The 25,435-nt window shown below is 60.5% G+C and carries 24 protein-coding genes; 10 read left to right on the top strand and 14 right to left on the bottom strand.

Features of this window, described 5'->3' with window-relative positions:
* Window positions 1-287: 287 nt before the first annotated feature.
* The 8 genes from CFBP1590_RS27170 to CFBP1590_RS27140 all read right to left on the bottom strand — a co-directional run bounded on the left by CFBP1590_RS27170 (window position 288) and on the right by CFBP1590_RS27140 (window position 8,365).
* The gene (locus CFBP1590_RS27170) at window positions 288-1,907 is read right to left on the bottom strand and encodes a glucan biosynthesis protein D (protein WP_004881720.1); all 1,620 of its coding nucleotides are present in this window, start codon (window positions 1,905-1,907) and stop codon (window positions 288-290) included.
* A gap of 183 nt (window positions 1,908-2,090) precedes the next feature.
* Window positions 2,091-2,213, bottom strand: coding sequence for a hypothetical protein (locus tag CFBP1590_RS28315; RefSeq protein ID WP_269457915.1), 123 nt, complete (start codon window positions 2,211-2,213; stop codon window positions 2,091-2,093).
* Between the two features lie 104 nt (window positions 2,214-2,317).
* Entirely contained in the window at window positions 2,318-3,247 is a 930-nt protein-coding gene (locus CFBP1590_RS27165; RefSeq protein ID WP_025995482.1) for a phosphatidate cytidylyltransferase, read from the bottom strand.
* A complete protein-coding gene (locus CFBP1590_RS27160; RefSeq protein WP_057408811.1) occupies window positions 3,247-3,867 on the bottom strand; it encodes a lysophospholipid acyltransferase family protein in 621 nt (206 codons plus the stop codon). The genes CFBP1590_RS27165 and CFBP1590_RS27160 overlap by 1 nt, the downstream gene beginning before the upstream one ends.
* An 8-nt stretch (window positions 3,868-3,875) precedes the next feature.
* Window positions 3,876-4,331: a hypothetical protein gene (locus tag CFBP1590_RS27155; RefSeq protein ID WP_088236325.1), complete on the bottom strand. Its 456-nt coding sequence runs from the start codon at window positions 4,329-4,331 to the stop codon at window positions 3,876-3,878.
* A 273-nt stretch (window positions 4,332-4,604) separates the two neighbouring features.
* Window positions 4,605-5,960, bottom strand: coding sequence for a phosphatase PAP2/dual specificity phosphatase family protein (locus CFBP1590_RS27150; protein WP_088236324.1), 1,356 nt, complete (start codon window positions 5,958-5,960; stop codon window positions 4,605-4,607).
* Complete coding sequence (locus CFBP1590_RS27145; RefSeq protein WP_029244179.1) at window positions 5,957-7,714, bottom strand: bifunctional alpha/beta hydrolase/class I SAM-dependent methyltransferase; 1,758 nt, start codon at window positions 7,712-7,714, stop codon at window positions 5,957-5,959. The genes CFBP1590_RS27150 and CFBP1590_RS27145 overlap by 4 nt, the downstream gene beginning before the upstream one ends.
* Before the next feature lie 33 nt (window positions 7,715-7,747).
* Entirely contained in the window at window positions 7,748-8,365 is a 618-nt protein-coding gene (locus CFBP1590_RS27140; RefSeq protein WP_088236323.1) for a CDP-alcohol phosphatidyltransferase family protein, read from the bottom strand.
* 291 nt (window positions 8,366-8,656) lie between these two features.
* Between CFBP1590_RS27140 and hflK (CFBP1590_RS27135) the strand changes: the two genes are divergently transcribed.
* From hflK (CFBP1590_RS27135) to cfaB, 5 genes are all read left to right on the top strand, one after another.
* Window positions 8,657-10,612, top strand: coding sequence for a protease modulator HflK (hflK, locus tag CFBP1590_RS27135; protein ID WP_088236322.1), 1,956 nt, complete (start codon window positions 8,657-8,659; stop codon window positions 10,610-10,612).
* A gap of 11 nt (window positions 10,613-10,623) precedes the next feature.
* Entirely contained in the window at window positions 10,624-11,652 is a 1,029-nt protein-coding gene (hflC, locus tag CFBP1590_RS27130) for a protease modulator HflC (protein ID WP_088236321.1), read from the top strand.
* The gene (hflK, locus tag CFBP1590_RS27125; protein ID WP_088236320.1) at window positions 11,649-12,719 is read left to right on the top strand and encodes a protease modulator HflK; all 1,071 of its coding nucleotides are present in this window, start codon (window positions 11,649-11,651) and stop codon (window positions 12,717-12,719) included. Before hflC ends, hflK (CFBP1590_RS27125) begins: the two co-directional genes overlap by 4 nt.
* Window positions 12,716-14,641, top strand: a complete 1,926-nt coding sequence (locus CFBP1590_RS27120) for a heavy metal translocating P-type ATPase (RefSeq protein ID WP_088236319.1) — start codon at window positions 12,716-12,718, stop codon at window positions 14,639-14,641. Before hflK (CFBP1590_RS27125) ends, CFBP1590_RS27120 begins: the two co-directional genes overlap by 4 nt.
* A gap of 292 nt (window positions 14,642-14,933) precedes the next feature.
* Complete coding sequence (cfaB, locus tag CFBP1590_RS27115; protein WP_088236318.1) at window positions 14,934-16,121, top strand: C17 cyclopropane fatty acid synthase CfaB; 1,188 nt, start codon at window positions 14,934-14,936, stop codon at window positions 16,119-16,121.
* Window positions 16,122-16,165: 44 nt separating this feature from the next.
* On the opposite strand, the gene CFBP1590_RS27110 is transcribed toward cfaB, so the two are convergent.
* The 3 genes from CFBP1590_RS27110 to cls form a co-directional block, all read right to left on the bottom strand.
* Window positions 16,166-16,753: a putative adenosine monophosphate-protein transferase Fic gene (locus CFBP1590_RS27110; RefSeq protein WP_088236317.1), complete on the bottom strand. Its 588-nt coding sequence runs from the start codon at window positions 16,751-16,753 to the stop codon at window positions 16,166-16,168.
* Window positions 16,754-16,757: 4 nt separating this feature from the next.
* Window positions 16,758-17,222, bottom strand: a complete 465-nt coding sequence (locus tag CFBP1590_RS27105) for a YhfG family protein (protein ID WP_029244171.1) — start codon at window positions 17,220-17,222, stop codon at window positions 16,758-16,760.
* A 73-nt stretch (window positions 17,223-17,295) separates the two neighbouring features.
* Window positions 17,296-18,735, bottom strand: coding sequence for a cardiolipin synthase (gene cls / locus CFBP1590_RS27100; RefSeq protein WP_004881697.1), 1,440 nt, complete (start codon window positions 18,733-18,735; stop codon window positions 17,296-17,298).
* 166 nt (window positions 18,736-18,901) lie between these two features.
* Between cls and CFBP1590_RS27095 the strand changes: the two genes are divergently transcribed.
* Both CFBP1590_RS27095 and CFBP1590_RS27090 read left to right on the top strand, forming a co-directional pair.
* Window positions 18,902-19,423, top strand: coding sequence for a DUF3617 domain-containing protein (locus CFBP1590_RS27095; RefSeq protein WP_004881696.1), 522 nt, complete (start codon window positions 18,902-18,904; stop codon window positions 19,421-19,423).
* 198 nt (window positions 19,424-19,621) lie between these two features.
* On the top strand, window positions 19,622-20,848 hold the full coding sequence (locus tag CFBP1590_RS27090; RefSeq protein ID WP_088236316.1) for an N-acetylmuramoyl-L-alanine amidase: 1,227 nt from the start codon (window positions 19,622-19,624) through the stop codon (window positions 20,846-20,848).
* A 6-nt stretch (window positions 20,849-20,854) separates the two neighbouring features.
* On the opposite strand, the gene CFBP1590_RS27085 is transcribed toward CFBP1590_RS27090, so the two are convergent.
* Window positions 20,855-21,244 carry a hypothetical protein gene (locus CFBP1590_RS27085; protein ID WP_004881693.1) on the bottom strand — a complete coding sequence of 130 codons (390 nt, stop codon included), beginning with the start codon at window positions 21,242-21,244 and terminating at the stop codon, window positions 20,855-20,857.
* 142 nt (window positions 21,245-21,386) lie between these two features.
* Between CFBP1590_RS27085 and zigA the strand changes: the two genes are divergently transcribed.
* Together zigA and CFBP1590_RS27075 are read left to right on the top strand one after the other, a co-directional pair.
* A complete protein-coding gene (gene zigA / locus CFBP1590_RS27080) occupies window positions 21,387-22,595 on the top strand; it encodes a zinc metallochaperone GTPase ZigA (protein ID WP_088236315.1) in 1,209 nt (402 codons plus the stop codon).
* Entirely contained in the window at window positions 22,595-23,245 is a 651-nt protein-coding gene (locus tag CFBP1590_RS27075; protein WP_088236314.1) for a DUF1826 domain-containing protein, read from the top strand. The genes zigA and CFBP1590_RS27075 overlap by 1 nt, the downstream gene beginning before the upstream one ends.
* A gap of 6 nt (window positions 23,246-23,251) precedes the next feature.
* Here CFBP1590_RS27075 and CFBP1590_RS27070 read toward each other — a convergent pair whose 3' ends face one another.
* Window positions 23,252-23,623, bottom strand: a complete 372-nt coding sequence (locus CFBP1590_RS27070) for an NADH:ubiquinone oxidoreductase (protein ID WP_088236487.1) — start codon at window positions 23,621-23,623, stop codon at window positions 23,252-23,254.
* Window positions 23,624-23,675: 52 nt separating this feature from the next.
* Between CFBP1590_RS27070 and CFBP1590_RS27065 the strand changes: the two genes are divergently transcribed.
* Window positions 23,676-24,656 (top strand): CobW family GTP-binding protein, encoded by a 981-nt coding sequence (locus CFBP1590_RS27065; protein WP_088236313.1) that lies wholly within the window; start codon window positions 23,676-23,678, stop codon window positions 24,654-24,656.
* 384 nt (window positions 24,657-25,040) lie between these two features.
* On the opposite strand, the gene CFBP1590_RS27060 is transcribed toward CFBP1590_RS27065, so the two are convergent.
* Window positions 25,041-25,433 (bottom strand): DUF3301 domain-containing protein, encoded by a 393-nt coding sequence (locus CFBP1590_RS27060; protein WP_004881684.1) that lies wholly within the window; start codon window positions 25,431-25,433, stop codon window positions 25,041-25,043.
* Between the last annotated feature and the right edge of the window lie 2 nt (window positions 25,434-25,435).

The following is a 25,435-nucleotide window of genomic DNA, read 5'->3' as shown; positions in this document are numbered from 1 at the left end:
GGCGGGTCGATAGAAGGGGAAGCCTTTGGGGATGATGAGAAGTCTGGAGCGAATGCTCGCAACGGCGTGACAAGACGTATATCAGTCGCAGTTCGGGAAACTGTCAATTAATTCGTCAGGATTGGCGGATTATCCGATGAGTGCCGCATCCCTGGGGGTGACACAGAGCATGGGCACGATCAGCGCACCTGAGGCCTCTGATCGTTCCACGCTCTGCGTGGGAATGCCGCCCAGGACGCTCCGCGTCCGGTTTGTACTGTGACGCGGAGCGTGGGCGTGATCAGCGGTCAGGGGTATTTGCGACGATCAGGCGCTGGCGGGAAGTACTGGTACAGCCACGTCTCGCTCAGTGTGCGGTCGCCGGTGCGGATGAACATGCGCATTTCCACCGGGTCCACCGAGTCGCTGTCAGGCACCCAGTCGAAGGTGATCCGGTAACCCTTGATGTCCGGCAGCACGAGGATATTGAAGTCCTGCACCTTGCCGTGGGTCACGGTCACGATCGGCTCGATCCCGGTGCCTTCCGGCAGACGGTCCAGACCGCCGCCATGGAAGTCCACCGCGAAACGGCGGGCCCAGGTTTTCGGGTAATGCTCGCCCGGTGCCCAGCCTTCCAGAAAACCACCCATGCCCGAACGCGTGGCGTGAACCTGCGCCAGCGGCGTGCTCACCGGCGGCAGCGGGCTCCAGAACAGCTTGTAACCGTAGTTCATCGAGTCGCCGGCCTTGACCGCTGTCTTCGGTGTCCAGAAGACCACGATGTTGTCCATCGTCTCGCCGGTGGTCGGCAGTTCCAGCAGGCTGACCTCGCCTTCGCCCCACGGGGTGATCGGCTCGACCCACAGGCTTGGACGGCGGCTGTACCAGACCACAGTGTCCTGATAGCTGGAGAACTCGTGATCACTCTGCACCAGACCGAAACCTTTCGGGTCGTTGTCAGAGAACGCGCTGAACTGCGGTTTGACCGGATTGTTCAGCGGGCGGCAAATCCACTCGCCATTGCCACGCCACATCGACAGACGATCCGAGTCGTGAATCTGCGGGTGAATGGTGTCGCACATGCGGCGTTCGTGGGTGCCACAGCTGAACATGCTGGTCATCGGCGAAATGCCAAGCTGCTGGATGTCCACACGGGCGTTGATGTGCGCGTCGATCTCCATCACCACCTGCCCGGACTGACAGTCGATGTCGAAGCGATAGGCACCCGTCGCGCTCGGCGAGTCGAGCAGGGCGTAAACCACAAAACGGGTGGCGTTCTTGTCCGGCGTTTCGAACCAGAACTTGGTGAAGTCCGGGAATTCTTCCTGACGCTTGGCATAGCTGTCGATGGCCAGACCGCGTGCAGACAGACCGTACTGCTTGTTGCTGTCGACGGCCCGGAAGTAGCTGGCGCCCAGGAACGAGACCACGTCATTGATGGCGATTTCAGGCGCCTTGAACAGCTTGAAGCCGGCAAAGCCCAGATCGCCTTTCACCAGATTCTTGTCGATGCCGCTGCTTTCGTAGTTGAACAGGTCGTGGCGGAAATGCACTTCGCGCGCCTGCTTGTTCTGCGGATCGACGCTGTACATGCGCACGGGCGTCTTGAAGCCCGCGCCGACGTGGAAGAAATGCACGTCCAACTGGCCGTGAACGTCTTTCCACAAGGAGTGTTCCGGGTCGTAGCGAATGGCATTGAATTGCTGCGGCGTGAGGTTTGCCAACACCGGTGGCAACACCTGCTTGGTGCTCACATAACCTTTGCCAGCCAGCTTCTTCGCGTGAGCTTGCAACTCTGCAAAATCGAAGTGCTCGATTTCACCATCAGCGGCTGCCGCCAGTGCGCGTGCAGCAAAAAGCCCTGAAGCCGACACGCTGCTATAAGCGGCCAACGCCATGGAAGCTTTCAGGAGATTCCTGCGATTCATAAGGGTGAAGCCTCTAGGTAATTCTGTGCGTCCTGCACAAAAAATGGCGCGCCAACGACTCCTTGCCGAACGCAAACTACCCACAACAGATAACAAAGACGAGATCCGGTTCGGAAATAGGCCGAAAAAAAACGCCGCTCATGCTGAATGAAAACGGCGTCGTGCGCATAAATCGGGCGATTTTCAGGTCTGTGTCGGCTGACCGATCACGCTCATCGCCGCTTGGCGCAAGGCCTGCAAGCGATTTGGGTGCAAATAGCCATCCAGCCTGATTTTTTTCCAGAGCGCCGGGAACGTAGTGGCCATGCAATATCCAGCAATCATTTTGCTGACAGATTGACCCGCCAGACACGCGCCAAAAGCCCGATGGCGCGCTTATTGAGCAACCTTCAAGGGCCTGGAAAGTGTCCTCATGTCCACCAGTAACGCACCAGATGGAAGAAGATCGGCGCGGCAAAACACACTGAATCCAGTCGGTCGAGCATGCCGCCGTGGCCTTCGATCATGTGGCCCCAGTCCTTCACGCCCCGGTCGCGTTTGATGGCCGACATTACGATGCCGCCCGCGAAACCCAGCAGGTTGATAAGCAGTGCGATCAATGCCGATTGCCACGGGTTGAACGGCGTGATCCAGAACAGCGCGCCGCCGATCAGCGACGCGAGGGCGATGCCGCCGACGAAGCCTTCGACCGTCTTGGAGGGCGACAGGTTGGGTGCGATCTTGCGCTTGCCGAACAGCTTGCCGCACACGTACTGCAGCACGTCCGAGATCTGCACCACGATCACCAGATAGGCGATCAGCAGCAGGTTGCGACCTTCGTAACCGGCAATCTCAAGGGTCAGCAACGCAGGCACGTAGGACACGCAGAACACCGCGATCATCAGGCCCCACTGCACCTTCGAGGCGCGTTCCAGGAAGTGTTTGCTGTCACCGCCCAGTGACGCGAGGATCGGCAGCAGCAGGAACACGTAGACCGGAATGAAGATCGAAAACAGCCCGTACCAGTTCATGGCGATCAATACGTATTGCAACGGCAGCGCCAGATAGAACGCGGCCACCAGTGCGGGGTAATCGCTGCGTCGGGTCGGTGTCAGGGTCAGGAATTCGCGCAAGGCGTAGAACGACACCGCATAGAACAACAGGATGACGGCACCCTGGCCCAGCCAGAAGGCGATGCCGATCACCAACACCATGACCCACCACGCATTGATGCGCGCGTTCAGGTTGTCGATGACCGAGTTCGGGCCGCCCGCCCGGCGCTTGAGTACGTAGCCGATCAGCGAGGCCAGCAGCAGGACGGCGCCGATGCCCATGAACAGCAGTTGAGTCTGGTTATCCATTACAGCGGCTCCGGTGCCAGGGCCAGCAGTGCATCACGACTGCGGGCGAGGAATTGCTCTTTGCTTTCTTCACTGTCCAGCCGCAGCGGTGCGCCGAAGCTGGTTGTGCATAACAACGGCAGCGGCAGCATTCGGCCTTTGGGCATGACCCGGTTCAGGTTGGATATCCACACGGGGACCAGATCCACCTGGGGATAACTTTTTGCCAGGTGATACAGCCCGCTCTTGAACGGCAGCAGGCCTTCCTCCGGGTTGCGTGTGCCTTCCGGAAACAGGATCAGCGAGTCACCGTGTTCCAGCGCCTCGAGCATGGGTTGCAGCGGATTGCTGTCGGGCGTACTGCGCGTGCGGTCCACCAGCACGCCGTTGAATACGCGATTGATGATGTAGCGGCGCAGCGGGCTGGACTGCCAGTAATCGGCACCGGCAACAGGCCGGGCGGTTTTGCGCAAGGCGGGCGGCAGTGACGCCCAGAGCAGTACGAAGTCGCCGTGGCTGCTGTGGTTGGCAAAGTAGATCCGCTGCCGGGGTTCAGGCGTACAGCCCAGCCACAGGCTGCGAGCTCCCGTAATGCTGCGCGCACCGGCAGTGATGATCGTGGCGACCAGAGGTTCGAACATGACAATTCCTATTGAGCGAAGGACAGCCAGGGAAAAATGAAAATGATGCCCAGCAGCCAGAGCAGCTGCAGCACGATGTAGCGGACCAGCAGGCGCAACTGCCGAAGCGCACCCTGAGTGCGCAGCGCCCAGTTGCGGCCGCCTTTCTCTGCAGGCTGAAGCTTGAGGTCGGCCAGGACCTGATCGAGTTCCTGAGTGCGATCGCTCAACTGGCTGGGACGGTCAGCCATGTGCTGGAACAGATCGGCGTCGAACGCGACCCTGAACGCCTGGGATTTAGCCAGCGCCCCGGTCAGGACCATGCAGGCCACAAACACCATCATCAGAAGGCTTGCAGAACCTATCCACAGCTGCGCCAGGCCAAACAGCAAACTCAGCAGCAAAAGCCCTGTGGATAAATAGTCCAGCGACTTGCCGCGCCGAAGCAGCGCGGCAACCACGTGCAACTGCATTTCCAATGACATGAATGAGCACTCCTGTGATTGAGCGGGTTCTTACGGTCTGCGCAAAGCTATTGTGGGAGGCGCCACCACGTCTTTCGACGTAGCGCTGTCGTGCAGTAAACACCGGACTGTGGGAGGCGGCTTGCCGGCGATGAACGATGACGCTATTTTCCTGAAGTACCGCGTCAACTGCATCGCCGGCAAGCCGCCTCCCACAAAAGGTGTTCATTCAGCAGATTACGTGTTGTTTGATCAGAGGCGGTTTGCCGGCGTTGAGCCTCCCACCATCCTGTGTCATCTCATGGCCTGCGGTGTCTCGGCTATAGGCGCTTTGACTGAATATCCTGTGAAGGCATTCAAGATATCCACATGCCCGCCACGCAGGACGACCCCCGGCCTCGCCTGACGAATCAACTCGATTGCGTTATCCACAGACCGTGCCCGTCCGGTGAGCAACAACCACGCGGCCACCGCCATTGCGCTGCGCGAATAGCCCAGCGCGCAGCACACCAGCAACGAGCCGTTTGAGCGCAAACGCTCGATGGCTTCAGCAGCAAGTTGGCATTGCTCGACGGTCAGCGGTACCAGATCCAGTGCAGCGACCTGTTGATAACGTTGCGTACCCACTTTCAGCGGTAACTCAGCACACATATCCACAACCGCTTTGAACGGTTGCAACTGTTCTTGATTCGGTATTCGGCCCAGCCAGACGTTGTCCACAACCTGATCGGGATCAGGCCTCTGCCTTGTCCACACCCTTGAATTTACCCTCGCGCCGATCAGATAGGGCGCCAACAGCCAACGCGCAGCTGGGGATAACTTCCCGTTGGAACGTTTTTGAAAACCAGCGGCCCCGAACAAAAGGTAATTCAGCGCGACCATCAGCAGGGACAGCGCAGGCCACGCCAGCCACATCCAGCCTCCGCCCAAGGTAAACACGGGTATCGCCAGCAGCAGTGCGCCGATGCCGTAATACAACGCCAGCTTGAGACGCTGCGGCTGACGCGTCAGACGTGCGGCCAGCAGCGGGCTGCGACCTTCATCCGGCCAGAGCCATATGCAGAGCCAACCGGCCAGTGCGCCTGTGGGTAAGTCGATGAAGTGATGCTGATACGTGGTCAGCACCGACACGCCAATCAACGCGAACCAGCTGTGCAGCAACCAGCGCCACGCCACGTGAAAGTGCCGCGCATATTGGTCGTAGCAGACCCACAGCACCACCAGCAGTGCGATATGCAACGAGGGCGCCTGATTGAACGGCTTGTCGAACCCGGCCAGCACTGCGAACAGCCAGCCGAACAGGCCATCCAGTTCCGGGCGTTCAAAGGTGAAGCGCAGCGGCCAGAGCAGAAAGCAGGTGACTGCGATCAGTTGCGCGCTGAACAGGCGCAGCGCGTGGGTATCCAGCTCACGGCGCGTCAGGCAGGCGAGCAGCGAGAAGCCATAAAGCAGGTCGATGGACCAGTAGGGCACGATGGTCCAGGCCCAGAACGGCATATGGCTTTCCCAGCCAAACGCCATGCTGCCGACGTCACTGCGCTGGGCCGTATACCACGTGGCAAAGCCGTAGCTGGCGAAAAAGAACGGCGCCAGCACCAGAAGCCAGACCACCGCTCTTTTCCACAGGCCCGGTTCGCGAAACGCGTTCACTGGATGCGCTGCGCGAGGGACACCGTGAAAATCCCCCATTCATCCACACGCTGGGTGATTTTGCGAAAGCCTGCGGCTTCGACCAGTTGATCCATCTCAGACTGGCTGCGACGGCGCATGACCCAGGCCTGCCCCTGACGGTGGCTGGTCAGGGCGCGGGCGATCAGTTCCAGCTGCGGGTGCCATGGCTGACCGGTGTACACCAGATAACCGCCAGGCTCGACAGCGGCTGCCAGCCCGGCCAGCGAATCGCCGACCATCTGATTGCTGGCGAACAGCTCATACAGACCCGAGACCACGGCCAGCGTGGGTTTCGGGTCCAGTGCCGCCAGATCGGCGCGGTCAAAGGCATCGCCCTTGACGAAGCGTGCGACGTCTTCCAGGTCTTTCTGTTCGATCAGCAGGCTGCCGTCGCGCACGTTGATGTCGCTGTAATCACGCAACAGGATCGATTCCGGTAGCGGTTCCACGCCATGCAGCGATTCCAGGATGTAACGGCCATGCCCGGCGGCGATATCGACGATACGCACCGGCTTGCCCTGATTGCGCAGGTGCGCCATGGCCAGACGCAGCAGCTCTTCGGCATGCAGCTTGCGCTGACGGATGCCGCGCCAGCCGATGGACTCAAGATAGTTCTTGTCGATCATCCGGCCCAGCGCGCCGGTGCCGGTGGGTTTGTTGCGGTAGACGTAATCCAGCGTGCTGCCGGAATCGAAGCCAGTGTCGAAGCCCAGCTTTACGCCTGTGGATAACTTGCTGCCCAAGCGCATGCTGGCGCGCGTCATGCGCCAGTACAGGTCGCGCAACGAGTTGTGCGGCAACGGCGCGGCCAGTTCTTCGGACTCGGCGCAGGTGACACCCAGCTTGTCGGCATCGAGCAGGGAAGGGCGCGCCACCGGGGTCTCGAAGTTCTGCAGCACGAAGCGTCGCGCACGGCTGATCGCCAGATGACGATCCCGCTCGCCCAACGTGTCGTGGAAGAACCCTGGCAGGATGTGTTTCTCCTTGCGCACGCTGCCCAGTCCGTCGAAAAACTGTTCCTGCGGGCCGCGGTGCACCACGAAGTCGGAACCCGAGATCAGCAGCTGAGTCGGGATCTGAATGGCCTGCGCGTCGGCCACCACCCGGTCGGCGGCTTCGTACAGGCCCAGCAGCACATTCACCGAGATCGCCTTGGTGATCAGCGGGTCGCTGTCATAGGACGCGATGCGCTGCGGGTCGTGGCTCAGGAAGCGCGCCTTGACGTAGCTGTTGACGAAGAAGTTGCCCTTGAACTTGCGCAGCAGCGCCAGCCCCGAACGAGCGAAAGGCACGTACAGCTTGACCTTGAAGGCCGGCGAGGCGAGGACCAGCGAGCGGATCTTCGGTGCGTAGTCGTGCGCCCAGGTGGCTGCGATCACCGCGCCGACGCTCTGGGCGATCACCGCCATGTTCTCTTCTGGTATCTCGAACGTTGCGCTCAGGTGATCGACGAAGGTCTGCACGTCCCGCACGCTGGTCGCAAAGCTTGGGCTGTCGCCGCGAGCGCCGGGCGACTGACCATGGCCACGTGCGTCCCAGGCAAAAAAATCGAAACCCGGCAGGTCCAGTTCACCGACCAGATGCGCAATGCGTCCAGAGTGCTCGTGGCCCCGGTGAAACAACACGATGGCCTGTCGAGGCGCATCGGAAACCTGCGTGACGGCAGGCCAATGGCGGTAGAACAGCTCTACGCCGTCATGAGTTGTGAAGCGCCGATCATTCATCTCACGCATTGCAACTTCCTTACGCCGTAGGCTTTTGGCTGCTTATTCTTGGGGCGAGGTCTGTTCTTCCAGGCCGCGCCGGACGCGGTTGTAAAGCGTGTACACCAACAGTGCGCAGACGAGGGCGAGCACTATATTTATCCACAGGGCCGCGAGCCAGCCAACGGCAACACCAGCGCCCAGCACGCCGAACACCAGCGCGCGGTCGCTTTTGCCCATCGGGCCGTCGTAGCGTCGGGAGGCGCCGACCATCGGGCCGAGCACGCCTGCGTATTCAGTGAAAATCGCCAGCAGGGTCACCGCCAGTACCAGCCCGAGGCTGACATCGGGAAGCAATGCGAAGGGCAAAAATAGCGCGCTGTCGGCGATGACGTCGGTCAGCTCGTTGAGATACGCCCCGAGCCGCGACTTCTGGCCGAATTCGCGGGCGAGCATGCCGTCAATGGCGTTGAGCGCCATGCGCAGGATCATCCACAACGGGATCAGTGCGAACAGTGCGTAATGCGGCACCGACAGCGCGACGATGGCACCGACCAGCAAGGACACGGCACAGGCGGCGAGGGTGACCTGATTGGCCGTCACGCCCTTGTCGTAAAGGCGCTGCACGGCGGGCCGCAGCAGGTTCTGAAAGCGCGGTTTGAGCTGGTAGATAGAAATCAACGAAGAGCATCCGTGTCTGTGGATAACTACACGACCTTGCGGCAACAAACGAAGCGGCACAGGCCAGGCCGCTAGTGAAACATAATGTGACCCGCACTACGCAGTACTGTTTGTGCGATATGTCTCAGGGATGAGAATTTCGCCCGCTCTGATACCGACCTGAACAGGCATTGAACCTGACGAAAATTTCACGGCGAGTGTTACATCGTAACGCTATGATGCGGCAGCATTCAGACCGCCGATGCAGGCCTCCAGCGGGTCAGGGCGACAGTGAGCAGGTTCGGGGTAGTGATGCGGGTTGATCTGGATGTAGAACATGCGGACCTAGAAGGTCTGCCGCGTTTTCAAATGGCGGTGCGTCAGGCGCGACGTCTCGCACGTCTTATGTATGTCGCCGCCGGGCTCGGTATCACCGCGCTGGTGCTGGCGTTTTTCATCGATCTGTTTTCGCCGGGCTCGCTGTGGATGGCCGTGCTGGTCAACAGTGGCGCGTCGCTTCTGCTGCTCGCTGCCGGTTTGCAGTCGGCCCGCAGCGTCGCGAACTGGCGTGCCCGCGCGCTGGAGGTCCCGGCGCGGGCAGAGCACGATCCGTCTGCGCTTGATAGGGATGCTGATGTCGATGACAGCGGTTGGTATGAGCGTCTACTCACTCGCCTGAGCGAATCCAGTGAATCGCTGCTGCGCCAGATAGGTCTCTCGACCCTGTGGCTGGCCGGTTGGTCGCTCTTGGTTCTGATCAGTGTCCAGGCGATCTGGAACCTGACACTGCTCGGCAACGACATTTCGCCAGTCGCCAATCTTGCGGGCAGCGCGCTGCTGTTGATGGCGTTCGGTTTGCTGGTGCTGGAGCGGCAACTGAGCGGCGAGGCACAGTGGCCCGAAGCCGAGCCGTTGTCGCGACTGGTGCGCATGACGATCGTCGTGTTTCTGGTCGCAGCCCTTTGCCTGTTTTTCTCCCGGATCGATCGGGTCTGGCCTGCACGTCTGGCTGTGCTGATCGGTTTGCTGCCGATGGCGGTCGCCATCGAGTTTCTGGTGCGCGCCGCGCTGTCGTTGTTCAGCCCGCGCAACGAGCGGATCGAGCCGCGTCTGTTGGCCAGCAGTTTCATTGCCGACCTGTTGCGCTGGCCGCCGCGTCCGCTGATGGCCCTGCAGCACGAACTGCATAACCGCTTCGGCATCGACTTGCGCCAGATCTGGGCGTTCACCTACATGCGCCGGGCCTTTCTGCCCGTGCTGGCGGTCGTGGCCCTGCTGGGCTGGGCGCTGACCGGCGTGCATGAAATTCCGCTACAGGCGCGGGGCATCTACGAGCGCTTCGGCAAGCCGGTCGAGGTCTTCGGTCCTGGCTTGCATGCGGGTCTGCCATGGCCGTTCGGTCGTGTGTTGGCGGTCGAGAACGGTGTGGTTCATGAGCTGGCCGCCAGCGTGTCGCCCGCCAGTGCCGCCGAGCAAGTGGCCGATCCGGCCGAAGGTCCGCCACCGGCCAGCGCCAACCGCCTGTGGGACGCCAGCCACATCAATGAAAAATCCCAGGTCATCGCCAGCAGCGCTGGCGCCAAACAGAGCTTCCAGATCGTCAATATGGACGTGCGCTTTGTCTACCGTATTGGCCTGACTGATGCGGCAGCCCTGGCAGCTACCTACAACAGCGCTGATATTCCGGCCCTGATCCGCAGCACCGCCAGCCGCGTGCTGGTGCACGACTTCGCTTCACGTACGCTCGATGAACTGCTTGGCGAACAGCGCACCGGTCTGTCGGACGACATCGGCAAGGCGGTGCAGGCCGACTTGCAACGTCTGGACAGCGGCGTGGAAATTCTCGCCACCGTGGTCGAGGCGATTCACCCGCCTGCCGGTGCCGCCAATGCCTATCACGCCGTACAAGCCGCGCAGATCGGCGCGCAGGCCCTGATTGCCCGCGAGCGCGGCGCGGCCAGCGACAAGGCCAACCAGGCTCAACTCAACGCCAGCATTGCCCATGATCAGGCCAGCGCCACGGCCAGTGAAGTGCTGGCCACGGCCCGAAGTGCCGACCTGCGTTTCGATGCCGAACGTCAGGCTTATACCGGCGCAGGGCAGGCGTTCCTGCTGGAGCACTACCTGACCCGCCTCAACGAAGGCCTGGGCAATGCGAAATTGCTGATACTCGATCACCGTCTGGGCGGCGATAACGCGCCGACCATCGACCTGCGTTCCTTCACCCCACCGGCAGACCCAACGGCGCCGCGTAAAGCCGCTCAGTAAGGAGTCGTCCCTTGAGTCTGTTCCATCATCATCACGATCACAGCGACCACGGGGCCCACGACCACAGCGGTCACGGCCATCACCAGCATCATCATGAAGCGGCGGGTCCTGCGGCGTTTCCCTGGCGGCGGGCGAGTCTGGCCGCTGTCCTGATCGCGTTCGCCATCGCCGCAGCCAGTCTGGTGCAGGTGCGCTCTGGCGAGGCGACCGTGGTCACTCGTTTCGGCAACCCGTCCCGCGTGCTGCTTGAGCCGGGCCTGAACTGGCGCTGGCCCGCGCCGTTCGAGGCGACCATTCCGGTGGACCTGCGCCTGCGCACGACTTCCAGCGGTCTGCAGGATGTCGGCACCCGTGATGGCCTGCGGATCATCGTTCAGGCTTATGTGGCGTGGCAGGTTCAGGGCGATGCCGACAACGTGCAGCGTTTCATGCGTGCGGTGCAGAACCAGCCGGATGAAGCGGCGCGGCAGATCCGGACCTTCGTCGGCTCGGCGCTGGAAACCACGGCCAGCAGCTTCGACCTGTCCAGCCTGATCAACACCGACGCGAACAAAGTGAACATCACGGCGTTCGAGAACCAGTTGCGTCAGCAGATCGATCAGCAGTTGCTCGCCACTTACGGCGTGCGGGTGATGCAGGTCGGCGTCGAGCGCCTGACCCTGCCGTCGGTGACGCTCAACGCCACGGTTGACCGGATGCGTGCCGAGCGCGAAACCATTGCCACCGAACGCACCGCCGTCGGCAAGCGCGAGGCGGCGCAGATCCGTTCCGCTGCCGAGCGCGATGCGCGCATTGTGGAAGCCGACGCCACGGTCAAGGCTGCAGACATCGAGGCGCAATCGCGCGTCGAAGCGGCGCAGATCTACGGCCGCGCCTATGCCGGCTCGCCACAGCTCTACAACCTGCTGCGCTCGCTGGACACGCTGGGCACTGTGGTAACGCCGAGCACCCGGCTGATTCTGCGCACCGATGCGGCGCCATTCCGCGTGCTGGTCGACGGCCCGCCAACGCTGGATGGCAAGAGCGGATCGCAACCATGAGTGATCCGGCTGACGACACCCAGGCTCAGCGCCCTGCGGTCAACGGACCCTGGCTGCAGGCCAGCCGTCTGGCCTTTCTGGGTTTGTACGGCGTGACGCTGCTGGCGGCATTGGGCTGGATCACCTCCAACGTGCGCCAGATCGACCCACAGAACCGTGCGGTGGTCATGCGTTTCGGCGCGCTGGAGCGTATTCAGAACGCAGGCTTGCTGACCGCCTGGCCGCAGCCGTTCGAACAGGTGGTGCTGCTGCCCTCGGCTGACCGGGTCATCGAGCGTCGCGTCGAAACTTTGCTGCGCTCATCGGCGGCCCAAAAGGCGGATGAAATCGCGACTCTGTCGGCACCGATCAGCGATGCACTGGCAGGCTCAGGCTTTCTGCTGACCGGCGATGCCGGCGTGGTCCAGCTGGACGTGACGGTGTTCTACAAGGTCACGGACCCTTATGCCTTCGTGTTGCAGGGTGATCATGTAGAGCCTGCACTGGACCGCCTGGTCAATCGCAGTGCGGTGGCGCTGGCTGCAGCACGAGACCTGGACACCATTCTGGTCGCGCGTCCTGAGCTGATGGGCGCTGACAGCCAGGCCGCCGAGCGCCGCGAACGTCTGCGGGGCGATCTGGTGCGCGGCATCAATCAGCGCCTGACCGCGCTGAAAGACGCCGGGATGAGCATCGGCATCGAGGTCGCCCGCGTCGATGTCCAGTCGAGTTTGCCGCCCTCGGCCGTCAACGCCTTCAATGCGGTGCTGACTGCCAGCCAACAGGCCGATCAGGCCGTGGCCAACGCGCGCACTGACGCCGAGAAGCTGACCCAGACCGCCAACCAGCAGGCCGACCGCACCCTGCAGGTCGCGCATGCCCAGGCTTCCGAACGACTGGCCAAGGCGCAGACCGACACCGCTGCCGTGGTCAGCCTGGCGCAGTCCGTCAAGAACCGTGACGACCCCGACCTGTTGCAGCGCATCTATCGTGAGCGGGTGCCCGCCATTCTTCGTCAGGCCGGTTCCGTGACCACCGTCGACCCCAAAGACGATTCCCGCCTGATCATTCAGGGAGCACAACAATGAGTGGCGAAGCCGTCCACACCCACGAGCCTGTCGAAGCGCAAGCGGTCGGCAGCATGCTGAGCGGTGCCGAACAGCGCAGTGCCGCCCGCCAGTTGACGCTGGCAATGCTGGCGCTGGGCTTGCTGGGGCTGGGTCTGATCTGGCGCTTTATCGCGCCCGAGCAGACCGGTGTCAGTCAGTTGCTGCTGGGTGCTGCGTCGCTGTTGGTGGCGATTCCGGTGGTCAGCGCCGGCTGGCACAGCCTGCGGCACCCGAGCCTGCATGGCATCACTGATCAGTTGATCGCGCTGGCGATGCTGGGCGCGTGGGCTACCGGCGACCTGATGACCGCTGCGTTGCTGCCGATCATCATGATCTTCGGCCACGTGCTGGAAGAGCGCAGCGTGATCGGCTCGCAGGAAGCCATCGAGGCGCTGGGCCGCCTGACTCGTAGCCACGCGCGGTTGCTGGCTGAAGACGGCAGCATTCGCGAAGTGGACAACGCCACCCTGAAAGCGGGTGATCAGGTCGAAGTGCGGGCCGGTGACCGTGTTCCTGCGGATGGCCGGGTGCTGTCCGGTCAGGCCAGCCTCGACACCTCGTCGATCACTGGCGAGTCAGTGCCGCTGGAAGCCACCGTGGGCGTGGAAGTGTTCGGGGGCGCGATCAACCTCGATGGTTTGCTGCGTATCGAAGTGACGCGCATTGGTGATGAGTCCACGCTGGGCAAGGTCATCGCGCTGATGCAGAGCGCCGAGCGCTCCAAACCGCCGATCACCCGGCTGCTGGAGCGCTATGCAGGCAGTTACATGGTGCTGGTGTTGCTGATTGCCGCACTGACCTGGTTCATCACCCACGACGCGCAGGCGATGCTGGCAGTGCTGGTCGCTGCCTGTCCGTGCGCTCTGGTGCTTTCGGCCCCGGCGACTGCCATCGCCGGTATCGCTGTCGCGGCGCGTCACGGAATTCTGATTCGCAGCTCGGCCTTTCTGGAAGAACTGGCGGACCTGACCTCGCTGGTGGTGGATAAGACCGGCACCCTGACGTTCGGGCGTCTGCGCTTGCAGTCCATACAGGCGCGAGGCGCGCAGCATGCACAATTGCTGGAGCTGGCGGCCAGCCTTGGATCGGCCAGCAGTCATCCGGTCAGCCGCGCGCTGGCCGGGCTTGTGGATAAAAGCGCGCTGTTGCCGTTGACCGATATTCGCGAGCGTCAGGGACTGGGCGTTGTGGCGGCGACCGGGCAGGGCGAAGCGGCCCTGGGCCGTCCTGAATTGTTCGAGCAACTGGGCATTGTTACGCCCGGCGTCCCCGAGCACGACGGCCCGCTGGCGGGTCTGTCGCTGAATGGCGAGTTTCTCGCCTGGTTGTTGCTGGCCGACACCCTCAAACCGGAAGCGCAGGCTGCGCTGCAGGAATTGCGTGAACTGGGCATGGGCCGGCAGTTGCTGTTGACCGGTGACCGTCAGGGCGTGGCTCATCAACTGGCGCGAGAAGTCGGAATTACTGACGTTCATGCTCAGGCGTTGCCCGAAGACAAGCTCAACCGGGTAATGAGCGAAATCGGCAGCGGCTTCAGGCCGATGGTGGTCGGTGACGGGGTTAACGACTCGCTGGCGCTCAAGGCAGGCGTCGTGGGCGTGGCGATGGGAGCGGGCGGTGCCGACATTGCACTCGCTTCGGCTGACATCGTACTGATCGGCAGCGATCTGCGTCGTCTGGGCACCTGCGTACGCCTGAGCCGCCGCTGCCGCCATACCCTGCAGGTCAATGTGATCATCGGCCTGGGCTGGACGCTGGCCATCGTCGCACTGGCAGCTTTCGGCCTGCTGGGTGCGGCCGGGGCGATGATTGCAGCGATCCTGCATAACCTGAGCACATTGCTGGTCCTGGGTAATGCCGGGCGTCTGCTGCGCTTTCAGGAGCCGCTGATCAAATTGTGAGCAGCCTGCAGACCGCGAGCACTACCGTTTCGCCTGAAAAGCCTGAGCCATTACATCTTTTTTAAGTATAAGAAATGGCTTGAGCTTTGAAGAACTCTGTTACAGATTAAGAGTCATTCAACAGAGTGCGGTCCAAATTCAGGCTGTCGTCTGGCTCGAGTCAGTGGGCACAAGGCTGTTCCCCCGAAGTTGATTCAAAGCAGTTTTGCCATCGCCAATAGCCTATCGGCCCTTTTTGGAGGGTTTGTCTTGGATGCTCTATTCGAGTTTCTGGATAAGGGGGTGATTCATCATGCTTACGCAACTTCCGTCGGTCTTGCAAAACCTTCATCTGCCGCTGCGTCTCAAACTCTGGGACGGTCATCAGATGGATCTGGGACCTGATCCCAGCGTCACGATTGTCGTGAAGGACCCGCGACTCGTCTCCGATTTCACCCACCCCAGTCTGGGCCTGCTTGGCAGCGCGTTCGTGGAAGGGCGGCTGGAACTCGAGGGCTCCATCAGTGAAGTGGTCAGGGTCTGCGACGAGCTGACCCACGCGCTCGTGGAGGAGGAAGACGAGTCCGACACGCCCGTGCGCACCCGCCACGACAAAGACACCGACGCTGCCTCGATTTCCTACCACTACGACCTGTCCAACGAGTTCTACCAGTTGTGGCTCGACAAGGAGATGGTCTATTCCTGTGCCTACTTCAAAACCGGTAACGAATCGCTGGAACAGGCTCAGCAGGATAAGTTTCACCACTTGTGCCGCAAGCTGCGCCTAAAGCCCGGCGATTACCTGCTGGACGTCGGCTGCGGCTGGGGCGGTCTGGCGCGATTCGCCGCCCGCGAATATGGCGCGAAGGTCTTTGGCATCACGCTCAGCCGCGAGCAACTGGCGCTCGCCCGCGAACGGGTGACGGCCGATGGGCTGGACGATCAGGTCGAGCTTCAACTGCTCGATTATCGTGACCTGCCGCAGGACGGCCGCTTCGACAAAGTGGTCAGTGTCGGCATGTTCGAACACGTTGGTCACGCCAACCTGCCGCTCTATACACAGCGCCTGTTTGGCGCGGTGAAGGAGGGCGGTCTGGTGATGAACCATGGCATTACCGCCAGGCACACCGATGGACGACCCGTCGGGCGTGGGGCGGGCGAGTTCATAGACCGCTACGTGTTCCCCAACGGCGAGCTGCCGCACATGGCGATGATCAGCGCCCACATCAGCGAGGCCGGACTGGAAGTCGTCGATGTCGAAAGCCTGCGGCCGCACTACGCCAAAACGCTGGAGCACTGGAGCGCCCGCCTTGAAACACACTTGAGCGAAGCTGCCGCGATGGTGCCCGAACACACCTTGCGTATCTGGCGACTGTACCTTGCAGGCTGCTCTTATGCGTTTGCGCGAGGCTGGATCAATCTGCATCAGATTCTGGCGGTGAAGCCTTTTGCTGATGGCGGTACGGGGTTGCCGTTGACGCGGGAGGATGTTTATCGGTGATGGCAGATGGTCGAGCGCGAGGTGCATTCCATGAGTGAGGCTTCTTACAGAGGCCTCACGATGCGTTTGAAGATTTTTTCCATCGGTCCGTAATTTACATTTACGCCATCGATGTTGGCCTGAATCCACTCGTCTCGACTCACGTTTTCCCAGTCAAGCTCATAGCCGGCCGAAAGTGCAAGGTGCTCGGAAAAGATTCGCTGAACCCTGCCATTACCCTCGCGAAACGGGTGGATCATGTTGAGTTCGCAGTAATACTCGGCCAGCTTCTCGCAGAAGCGCTCCTTGTTTAGTCCACTTAGCCAATGATCTTTCTGAAGAGCGTCGAAGATCTTTTGTGCTTCAGCGTCGATTCGTCCACAGGTGCAAAAGCGAGTACCACCTTTGGCGATGTCGACGTTTCTTATTTTCCCTGCCCACTCATAGAGATCGGAAAACAGCTGCACGTGCAGCGTGCTCATATTGTTCAGGCTGTAGGGCGGGGCGCAGTAATGCACTCGAGCTATGGTGACAGCGGTGATCTCTCTTTCCGCCGCCTCAAGACTTTCCATATCTCGTATGTTTAATGTGTTTTTCAGCACCGAGGAGTTCGGGTAGCAGTAAATATCCTGAGAGGCATCATATCGATCCATGACATTACCTACGGTGTTTGGCCAAAACACTTTCCAACGAAGCCTTACTCTCCGGGAAAGGGAGGTGAATGCCTTCCAGCTTCGAGCTGTTGATAAAGTTTTTGATCTTTTTGTCTTCGAAGCGCTTATACGGACTGACGTCCTGTTCAACGGCATAAGCCAGGCAATTTTTGATGAGCGTGTCGAGGTCAGCCTGACTTTTTACGGTCAGGGTAAAGCCCATTGTTTCTGACAGTGAATACCTGACGCTTTTGAAATCGTTTGTTTCAGCAGCCCTATACAAGCTGTCCTTGTTCGAGGAAATGGACCGTTCAAGGCGTTTGAGTTGACGATATAAAGAGGCCCAGCCATTCACGCCAAGGATGAGCATCAATTGGCTTTCAACCGCTTTTTTCAGGTCGAAGAACTTTCCGAGCTTCTTCAGATCCTCAATGTCCTCAGCTTGTAATATCTGCTGTAGCGTTGCCATGGTGTCGGGGCCTCTTAACGGTTATCAAAAGCCGTGCGCATCGCTAGTTTAATGAATGTTCCCCGCCTTTGCTTCACAGGATCGGCGATATCAACCGAGCCACGCGCATACCCAGCTGGTGCAATCTCCGCGTTTCGCGGCTTTCCTGGATGGAGATTTCCCGGGCCTGGGCGAAGTCGGCATTCAGCATGGCCTCTACCTGATTCGAAAAGTCAGGGTCGACGGTCAGCAGCATCAGTTCGAAGTTGAGCCTGAATGAACGGTTGTCGAGGTTGGCGCTGCCGATCGCGGTGATTTCATTGTCCACCAGCACGACTTTCTGGTGCAGGAAGCCCGGGCCGTAGCGGAACACCCGCACGCCTGCGCGGACCGCATCGAACGCATAAAGGCTGGAAGCAGCGTAGACCACGTAATGGTCTGGGCGCGAGGGCAGCAGCAGGCGGACATCCACACCGCGTAGCACTGCCAGACGCAGGGCCGCGGACACAGCTTCATCCGGGATGAAATACGGGCTGGTGATCCAGACGCGCTCTTCAGCGGCATGGATGGCTTCGACGAAGAACAGCGAGCAGGTTTCCTGCGCATCCGCCGGGCCGCTGGCCAGCAGTTGGCACAGCACGCCATCTTCAGGAAAGGTTTCCGGCAAGCTCAAGGGCGGCAGCTCGCGAGTGGCCCAGAACCAGTCTTCGGCAAATGACTCCTGCAGGCAGGCAACCACCGGCCCGATGACTTCCACGTGGGTGTCCCGCCAGGGCGCGAGCGGCGGTTTGAGCCCCATGTATTCATCGCCGACGTTGTGTCCGCCCATATAGCCTTTCAGCCCGTCCACGACCACGATCTTGCGGTGGTTGCGAAAGTTGATCTGGAAACGGTTGAGCCAGCCACCGTGGGTAGCAAACGCTTTGATCTGCACACCGCCAGCGCGCAGTTTGTCGATGTAGGCTGCGGGCAGGGCGTGGCTACCGATACGGTCATAGAGCACAAAGATCGATACACCTTCTGCGGCCTTCTCCAGCAGTAAGGTTTGCAGCTGTCGGCCAAGCGCATCGTCATGGATGATGAAGAACTGGACCAGTATGGTTTGCCGGGCCGCACGAATAGCCTCGAAGATCGCCCCGAATGTTTCTTCGCCGTTGATCAATAGCCGGACCTTGTTATTGGCCAGCGCCGGCATGTTTCCGAGTTTGGGCATGGCCCGCAGCGACGTGTAGGCTTTCGAGCGGCGCGCCGCAACGGCTTCCTCGATCCAGGGCCGCCAGTTCAGGCTGCCGATGGCGACACGCATCTCCTGGTTGGCGTCACGCCGCGCCTTGATATAGGCATCGAACGAACTGCGGCCGAAGACCAGATACGGAATCAGGGTGAAATAGGGGATGAACAGCAGTGGCATCGCCCAGGCGATGGCGCCTTGCGAGGTGCGTACGGTCAGCAGCGCATGAATCGCGGCACCGGTGCCCAACAAATGAATGAAACCCAGGACGTAACCGAAAAAATACGGGTCGTGATAATCCATGTGGAACAATGCTCCTCGGCTTTGCTGCCTAACAGACCACAGCTGAACCGGAATGTCGCTATTTTATTCCGGGTGCAACTGGGCAGCGGTTATGTCGTCTAAGGCTCATCTTCCGGCCGGTTATCCCGGCCTTGTGTATCTGTCACTGCCGCTCAGGAATACTCAAATGAATAAACGTATGTTGGCGTGGTTCTTCTGTCTGGCGACGCCGCTGGCTCAGGCCCAGATGCTGCAACCTGGCTTGTGGGAACTGACTTCCAGCAACATGAAAGTGGACGGTCAGCAATTGCCCGACCTGCAACTGATGCTGGGCCAGCTGAAAAACCTGCCGCCCGAGCAGCAGGCCATGATGGAGCAGATGATGCAAAAGCAGGGCGTAACGCTGGGCGGCAAAGGTGTACGTGTTTGCCTGACGCCTGCGCAGGTGAAATCAGACGACATCCCGTTGACCGACCCCAAGTCGGGTTGCACGCAGAAAATCACTGCGCGCAACGGCAAGACCTGGAATTTCCAGTTCAGTTGCCCCAAGGCTCAGGGCACGGGACAGGCGCAATTCCTCAGTGATCGCGAGTTCACGACCAACGTCGTAGGCACGTTCAACGCCACTGGTCAGCAACAGAACGGCAGCATGGACACCCGTGCCGTCTGGCTGGGCGCGCAATGCGGAACCGTTGCACCACGTACCTGAGTCAATTCATAGAGTTACGTTCCACGTGGAACACTCTTGAAAAATGGACGATTTATTGTCGTTCAGCGAGAGTGTTCCATGACTAAATCTTCATGAAGTGCTTCATATGTCATTCGTAACTGCATGTTATATTGTTACTAATGTCATGGATGAAACCTTCGTGAGCCGGGATGCTCGTTTTTGCGCTTGAGACATCCCATGCACAGACGCCAAATGCTGCTCAATATGCTCCTGGCCGGTGCGGCCCTGACCTTGCCGTTGGGTGCTTATGCCACGCAAATCCGTAACGCACGCCTGTGGCGGACCAACGACAAGCTGCGTTTGGTTCTGGATCTCAGCGGACCTGTGCAATACAAGACCTTTACGCTCACTGCCCCGGATCGTCTGATTATCGACGTCAGCGGCTCGCGCCTGACCGGTGACTTCAGCCAGCTGGCGCTGGACAGGACCGTCATCACGTCCATTCGCTCCGGCCATTACGGCTCGGGCGATGACACGCGCATCGTGCTCGACCTGACGGCTCCGGTGCAGTTGAACAGCTTTCTGCTCGGCCCGCAGGGTGATCAGGGCCATCGTCTTGTGCTGGACATGAGTTCCACAATACGTGCGCCTGTGCAAATGGCCGAGCTGCCGCCACCGGTGCCGGTGAAGGAGCCCGCCAAGGCACGTACCGGTGGGCGCGACATCATGGTCGTGGTCGATGCGGGTCATGGCGGCAAGGATCCGGGCGCGGTGGGTTCTCGCGGTGAGCGAGAGAAAGACGTCGTGCTGTCCATCGCCCAGTTGCTGGCCAAGCGTCTCAAACGCGAGAAAGGTTTCGACGTGCGTCTGGTACGTAACGATGACTTCTTCGTACCGCTGCGCAAGCGTGTCGAGTTCGCGCACAAGTCCAACGCCGACATGTTCATCTCGGTGCATGCCGATGCCGCGCCGCGCCTGACAGCGTCCGGTGCGTCGGTGTTTGCGTTGTCCGAAGGCGGCGCGACCTCTGCTACAGCGCGTTTCATGGCTCAGCGCGAGAATGGCGCGGACCTGCTGGGCGCAAGCTCGCTGCTCAACCTGAAAGACAAGGACCCGATGCTGGCCGGGGTGATTCTCGACATGTCGATGAACGCGACCATCGCCGCCAGCATGCAATTGGGCCACACCATTCTGGGCAGTCTGGAAGGCATCACCACACTGCATCAGAAGCGCGTGGAACAGGCCGGTTTTGCAGTACTCAAGTCGCCGGACGTGCCTTCGATTCTGGTCGAGACGGGCTTCATCTCCAATACGCGTGACAGCCAGCGTCTGGTCACGGCGCGTCATCAGCAAGCGGTCGCCGACGGATTGTTCGAAGGCCTGCAACGCTACTTCCAGCGCAACCCGCCCATGGATTCGCACATGGCGTGGGTGCAGGCGCAGAAGAAGGAACAGCAGGCCTGATCCGCTTTACCTGCAGCCGTTCAGGCGACTGCAGGTGATCTTGCTGCGCGTACCGTCCGAGCTTGAAACCCGCGTGATCGTCGTCCAGCCCACGCGCTGGATAGTGCCGATCCAGGCCTCGCCATCTGAAGCCAATCCCGTAAAGAACGTCAGTTGGTCGTAGCGACTGTTGGTCTGCACCCAGCGGCGTTTATCCAGCACTTCATAGCCTCTCAACCAGGTTGTCTGCCCGGCTGTGGTGACGCTGTAGTGATTGCCTTGCGCATCACTGCACGCCAGCACGGTAGCGCTGCGCGTGCACAGCGCAAGATCGGCGGCAGGCCGTGCACCGGCAGCCATTGCCTGTGTGCAGGCCAGAGCCAGTAATGCGATCAATCCTGCCGATAGCTGTTTCATGACGAACCCTTGAATGAGCGGTGTAGCTATTTTGTGTTGTTATACTATAACATTCGAGGATGATTAGAGCTGGCTGCCAGATGGATCAGTTGCAGCCAGTACGAACAGGGCTGAAGCCTTGCAGACTGGTTGGAGAGTCCTGATGTCGAACCGCTTACCCGTTACTGTGCTGTCCGGATTCCTCGGCGCTGGCAAGAGCACCTTACTCAATTACGTGCTGCGAAATCGTGAAAACCTGCGTGTGGCGGTCATCGTCAACGACATGAGCGAGATCAACATCGACGGCGGCGAAGTCCAGCGCGACGTCAGTCTGAACCGCGCCGAAGAAAAGCTTATCGAGATGAGCAACGGCTGCATCTGCTGCACCTTGCGCGAAGACCTGCTCGAGGAGGTCAGCCGCCTCGCTCAGGACGGGCGCTTCGATTATCTGCTGATCGAGTCCACCGGTATTTCCGAGCCGTTGCCCATTGCAGAGACCTTTACCTTCCGCGATGAGGCAGGCAAAAGCCTGACCGACCTGGCGCGTCTCGACACCATGGTAACGGTGGTCGACGGGATGAATTTCCTGCTCGATTACGAAGCCGCCGACGGTCTGGACACGCGTGGTGAAACCCTGGGTGAAGACGACGACCGTTCGATTACCGACCTGCTGATCGAGCAGATCGAATTCGCCGACGTGATCCTGCTCAGCAAGATTGACCTGATCAGTTCCAGTGAGCGTGAAGAGCTGATCGCCATCCTGAAAAGACTCAACGCCGACGCCGAGATCATTCCGATGGTGATGGGCGAGGTGCCGCTGGCGAAGATTCTCAACACCGGTCGTTTTGATTTCGAGCGTGCCTCTCAGGCACCGGGCTGGCTCAAGGAACTGCGCGGCGAACACCTTCCGGAAACCGAGGAATATGGCATCGCGTCCACGGCCTACCGGGCACGCCGCCCGTTTCACCCGGAGCGATTCTTCGACTTCATCAACCGACCCTGGACCAACGGCAAGCTGCTGCGCTCCAAGGGATTTTTCTGGCTGGCCAGCAAATACAAGGACGCTGGCAGCTGGTCTCAGGCAGGCGGTTTGATGAGACACGGGTTTGCGGGCCGCTGGTGGCGTTTCGTCGCGCGAGAGAGCTGGCCTGAAGACCAGGAAAATGTTGCGTCCATTATGGACAACTGGTCATCGGAGACGGGCGATTGCCGCCAGGAACTGGTGTTCATTGGCCAGAACATCGATTTTGACCAACTGAGCGCTGAACTGGACGGCTGCCTGTTGACCGATGACGAGATGGCCGCAGGTTCCGAGCGCTGGCGCACCCTGCGTGATCCGTTCGGTCCTTGGCATGAAGAGGTGGCTGCCTGATGCACGCTCATTTTCTGAAGTATCAACCGACGATTCGGCAGGCGTGCGGGGCGACGCCTGACGTATTGGGTGAAGTGCTGGAAGACGGCGTCAACCTCGCCGTCTGGCAGCGTCGGTTACCGGCGCACATCGAAGACTTCGGCGCATTGCTCTTGTCGATGGGGCAGCCGCTGTCCGAGTCCTTGACCCTGGACGTGAAAGGCGGCGATCTGGAGCCGGATCTGCGCACACTGGCGTCGGGCTACGCCGACCTGCAGGGGTATGACGGTTTCATCGCCGACGTATCATGGCTGGTCAGTGCCTACGCCTGCCTGCTGGGTGCCGACTGCGTCGGGCTGCGTCTGCGGGTGCTCGACAAGGCAATGTGCCCGCGCTTTCACGTAGATCACGTGCCTGTGCGTCTGATCACCACGTATGCCGGATGTGGCAGTCAGTGGCTCAAGGAAGGTGACATTGATCGCAAGCAACTGGGTCGGGCGGAAGCCGAGCCGCTGGATGTCAGTGTCATCCAGCAGATCAATACCGCAGACGTCGCCTTGCTCAAGGGCGAGCGCTGGCGTGGAAACGAGGGTGCAGGTCTGGTGCATCGCTCGCCGGCACTTGAAGGCAACGAACGCAGGCTGATCCTTACGCTGGACTGGCTGGCCTAGCGCTGTTTACGGCGTGATCCACTGACCCTTGCTCTGGCCTTCGCAGAAAGGCTTGAGGTACAAGGCGTCACTGGCCACGCCGTAATAATGGATATGCTCGCGATAAGGCATGTTGGCGACCTGCGCATTACGGCACACGCCGAACGCGCCGGTCGGGCATTCTTGCGGGTAGGCGACCTCGGTTTTCTGACCTGCCAGTTGCGGCTGGCAGAAGCTGTCGTGGAACAGGTCTGCCGGGATGTTGATATTCTCCTGACATACCTTTACATCAAGCCTCTCGGCCTGACTGTGTACCAGACACGCCTGCGCCCAGGTTTCACCTGAAGACAGTGCCAGCAGCATCAGTGCCAGACCGGCAGACAGCTTGATGGCTTGCAGGGTTACCTTTCCTTGCTCTTCAATCACGAACGCACTCGTAGAAATCATTGTCATGCTGCAGAACATTCCGACTCACGTCATCGGTGGCCCGCTGGGTGCCGGCAAGACCAGCCTGATCAGACAGTTGCTGGCCCAGAAGCCCTCCAGCGAGCGTTGGGCGGTGTTGATCAACGAATTCGGGCAGATTGGACTGGACGCCGCACTGTTGACCACGGCCGAGGATGGTATCGCACTTGGCGAAGTGGCTGGCGGCTGCCTGTGCTGTGTCAACGGCGTGCCGTTCCAGATCGGACTGGGTCGCCTGTTGCGCAAGGCCAGGCCTGATCGCCTGCTGATCGAGCCGTCCGGGCTGGGGCATCCTGCGCAACTCATGGCGCAGTTACGCGAGGCACCCTGGCTCGGCGTGCTTGATGTGCAGCCCAGTGTGATGGTGCTGGATGCGGCGGCGATGCATAACGGGCAGCCACTGGCCGAGACCCAGCAGGAAGCGCTGCTCATGGCGGGTTTGCTGGTGATGAACAAATCCGAACAGTTGGAAGAGTCTTCCCGGCAGGCGCTGTCTGATGAGCTTGCTGGACATTCTCTGCTCTGGACGCGCTTTGGCGAACTTCCGCTAGATCGTCTGCCCGGTTATTTGCCATCCACGCTTGTGGATAAAAGCAGTGTGGATAACCTGAACGTACCTCGCAGTATCGGCCAGTTACCCACTGTCTGGCCCGATCCCCGCGTGCCACTCTGTCTGAGCCATGAAGGCGGCGGCGGATGGAGCATCGGCTGGCGCTGGCACCCGTCGCAGCAATTCGATCTTCAGCGCGTGCTGCTCTGGCTTGAAAGCCTGAGCTGGCAGCGCGCGAAAATGGTTATCCACAGCGCTGGCGGCTGGTATTCAGGCAATGTTGCGCAAGGTGGACGGCTGGCCTGGCAACTCAGCGAATGGCGACAGGACTCGCGTCTGGAGTTGATCTTCTCGACACCTCAGGATGCGGAAGTGTTGCAGACGCAGATGATGGGATGCCTATTGGCAGCCACATGACGGGGAAGTGTCTGTGGCATGGCGCGGTCTTACAGCTGGCAGGAAACTGCGGGAGGCACCACCACGTCTTCGACGTAGCGCTGTCGCGCAGCAAACTAGGTGGGAGCGGACTTGTCCGCGAATGCAGTATTTCAGCCACTGCATATGCGTCGGATGTACCGGCCTTTTCGCGGACAAGTCCGCTCCCACAAAATCGCGTTTCTTCAGTGGGTTACAGGTTGTTTGATAAGAGGCGGCTTGCCGGCGATGAACGATGACGCGATTTTCCTGATATACCGCGTCATCGTTCATCGCGGGCAAGCCCCCTCCCACAAAAACAGCGTGCATTTAGCAAGTTGCGTTTTTAGTCAAAGATGCATGACATCTTTGAGGGTTAGCCGATCCCTACTGCTTCCACTTCTGATGCGACTGACGCCATTCACTCATCTGGATGATTTCGGCGCTGGGCGGTGGCGTCTTGATTTCGAACGGGTAGGGCGCCAGTTCGATCTGGGCAGTGTGTGCACCGAACATGGTGATGGTGCCGGGATGACGCTGCTCACCGGTGACGGTGAATTCGAAGCCATAGACCCTGGCGAGCCGCTTGTGGCCCTGGGCATCACGTGCAAAGGTGAGGCGGCGCAGAGCCACGTTGCCATCCAGCAATTCGAGCTCGAGGCGGGCGCAGTGCTGTTTGACGCGTTCCAGCGCTTTCTCGCGCAGACCATGGGCGTGCCACCACCAGGCCGCAGCGCTTGCGAACAGCATCAGCACGAAAATGTTTCCCAGGGTCAGCATGA

The sequence above is a fragment of the Pseudomonas viridiflava genome (assembly GCF_900184295.1).
GTDB classification, from domain to species: Bacteria; Pseudomonadota; Gammaproteobacteria; order Pseudomonadales; family Pseudomonadaceae; genus Aquipseudomonas; species Aquipseudomonas viridiflava.
This window is presented reverse-complemented; position numbering and strand designations above follow the sequence as displayed.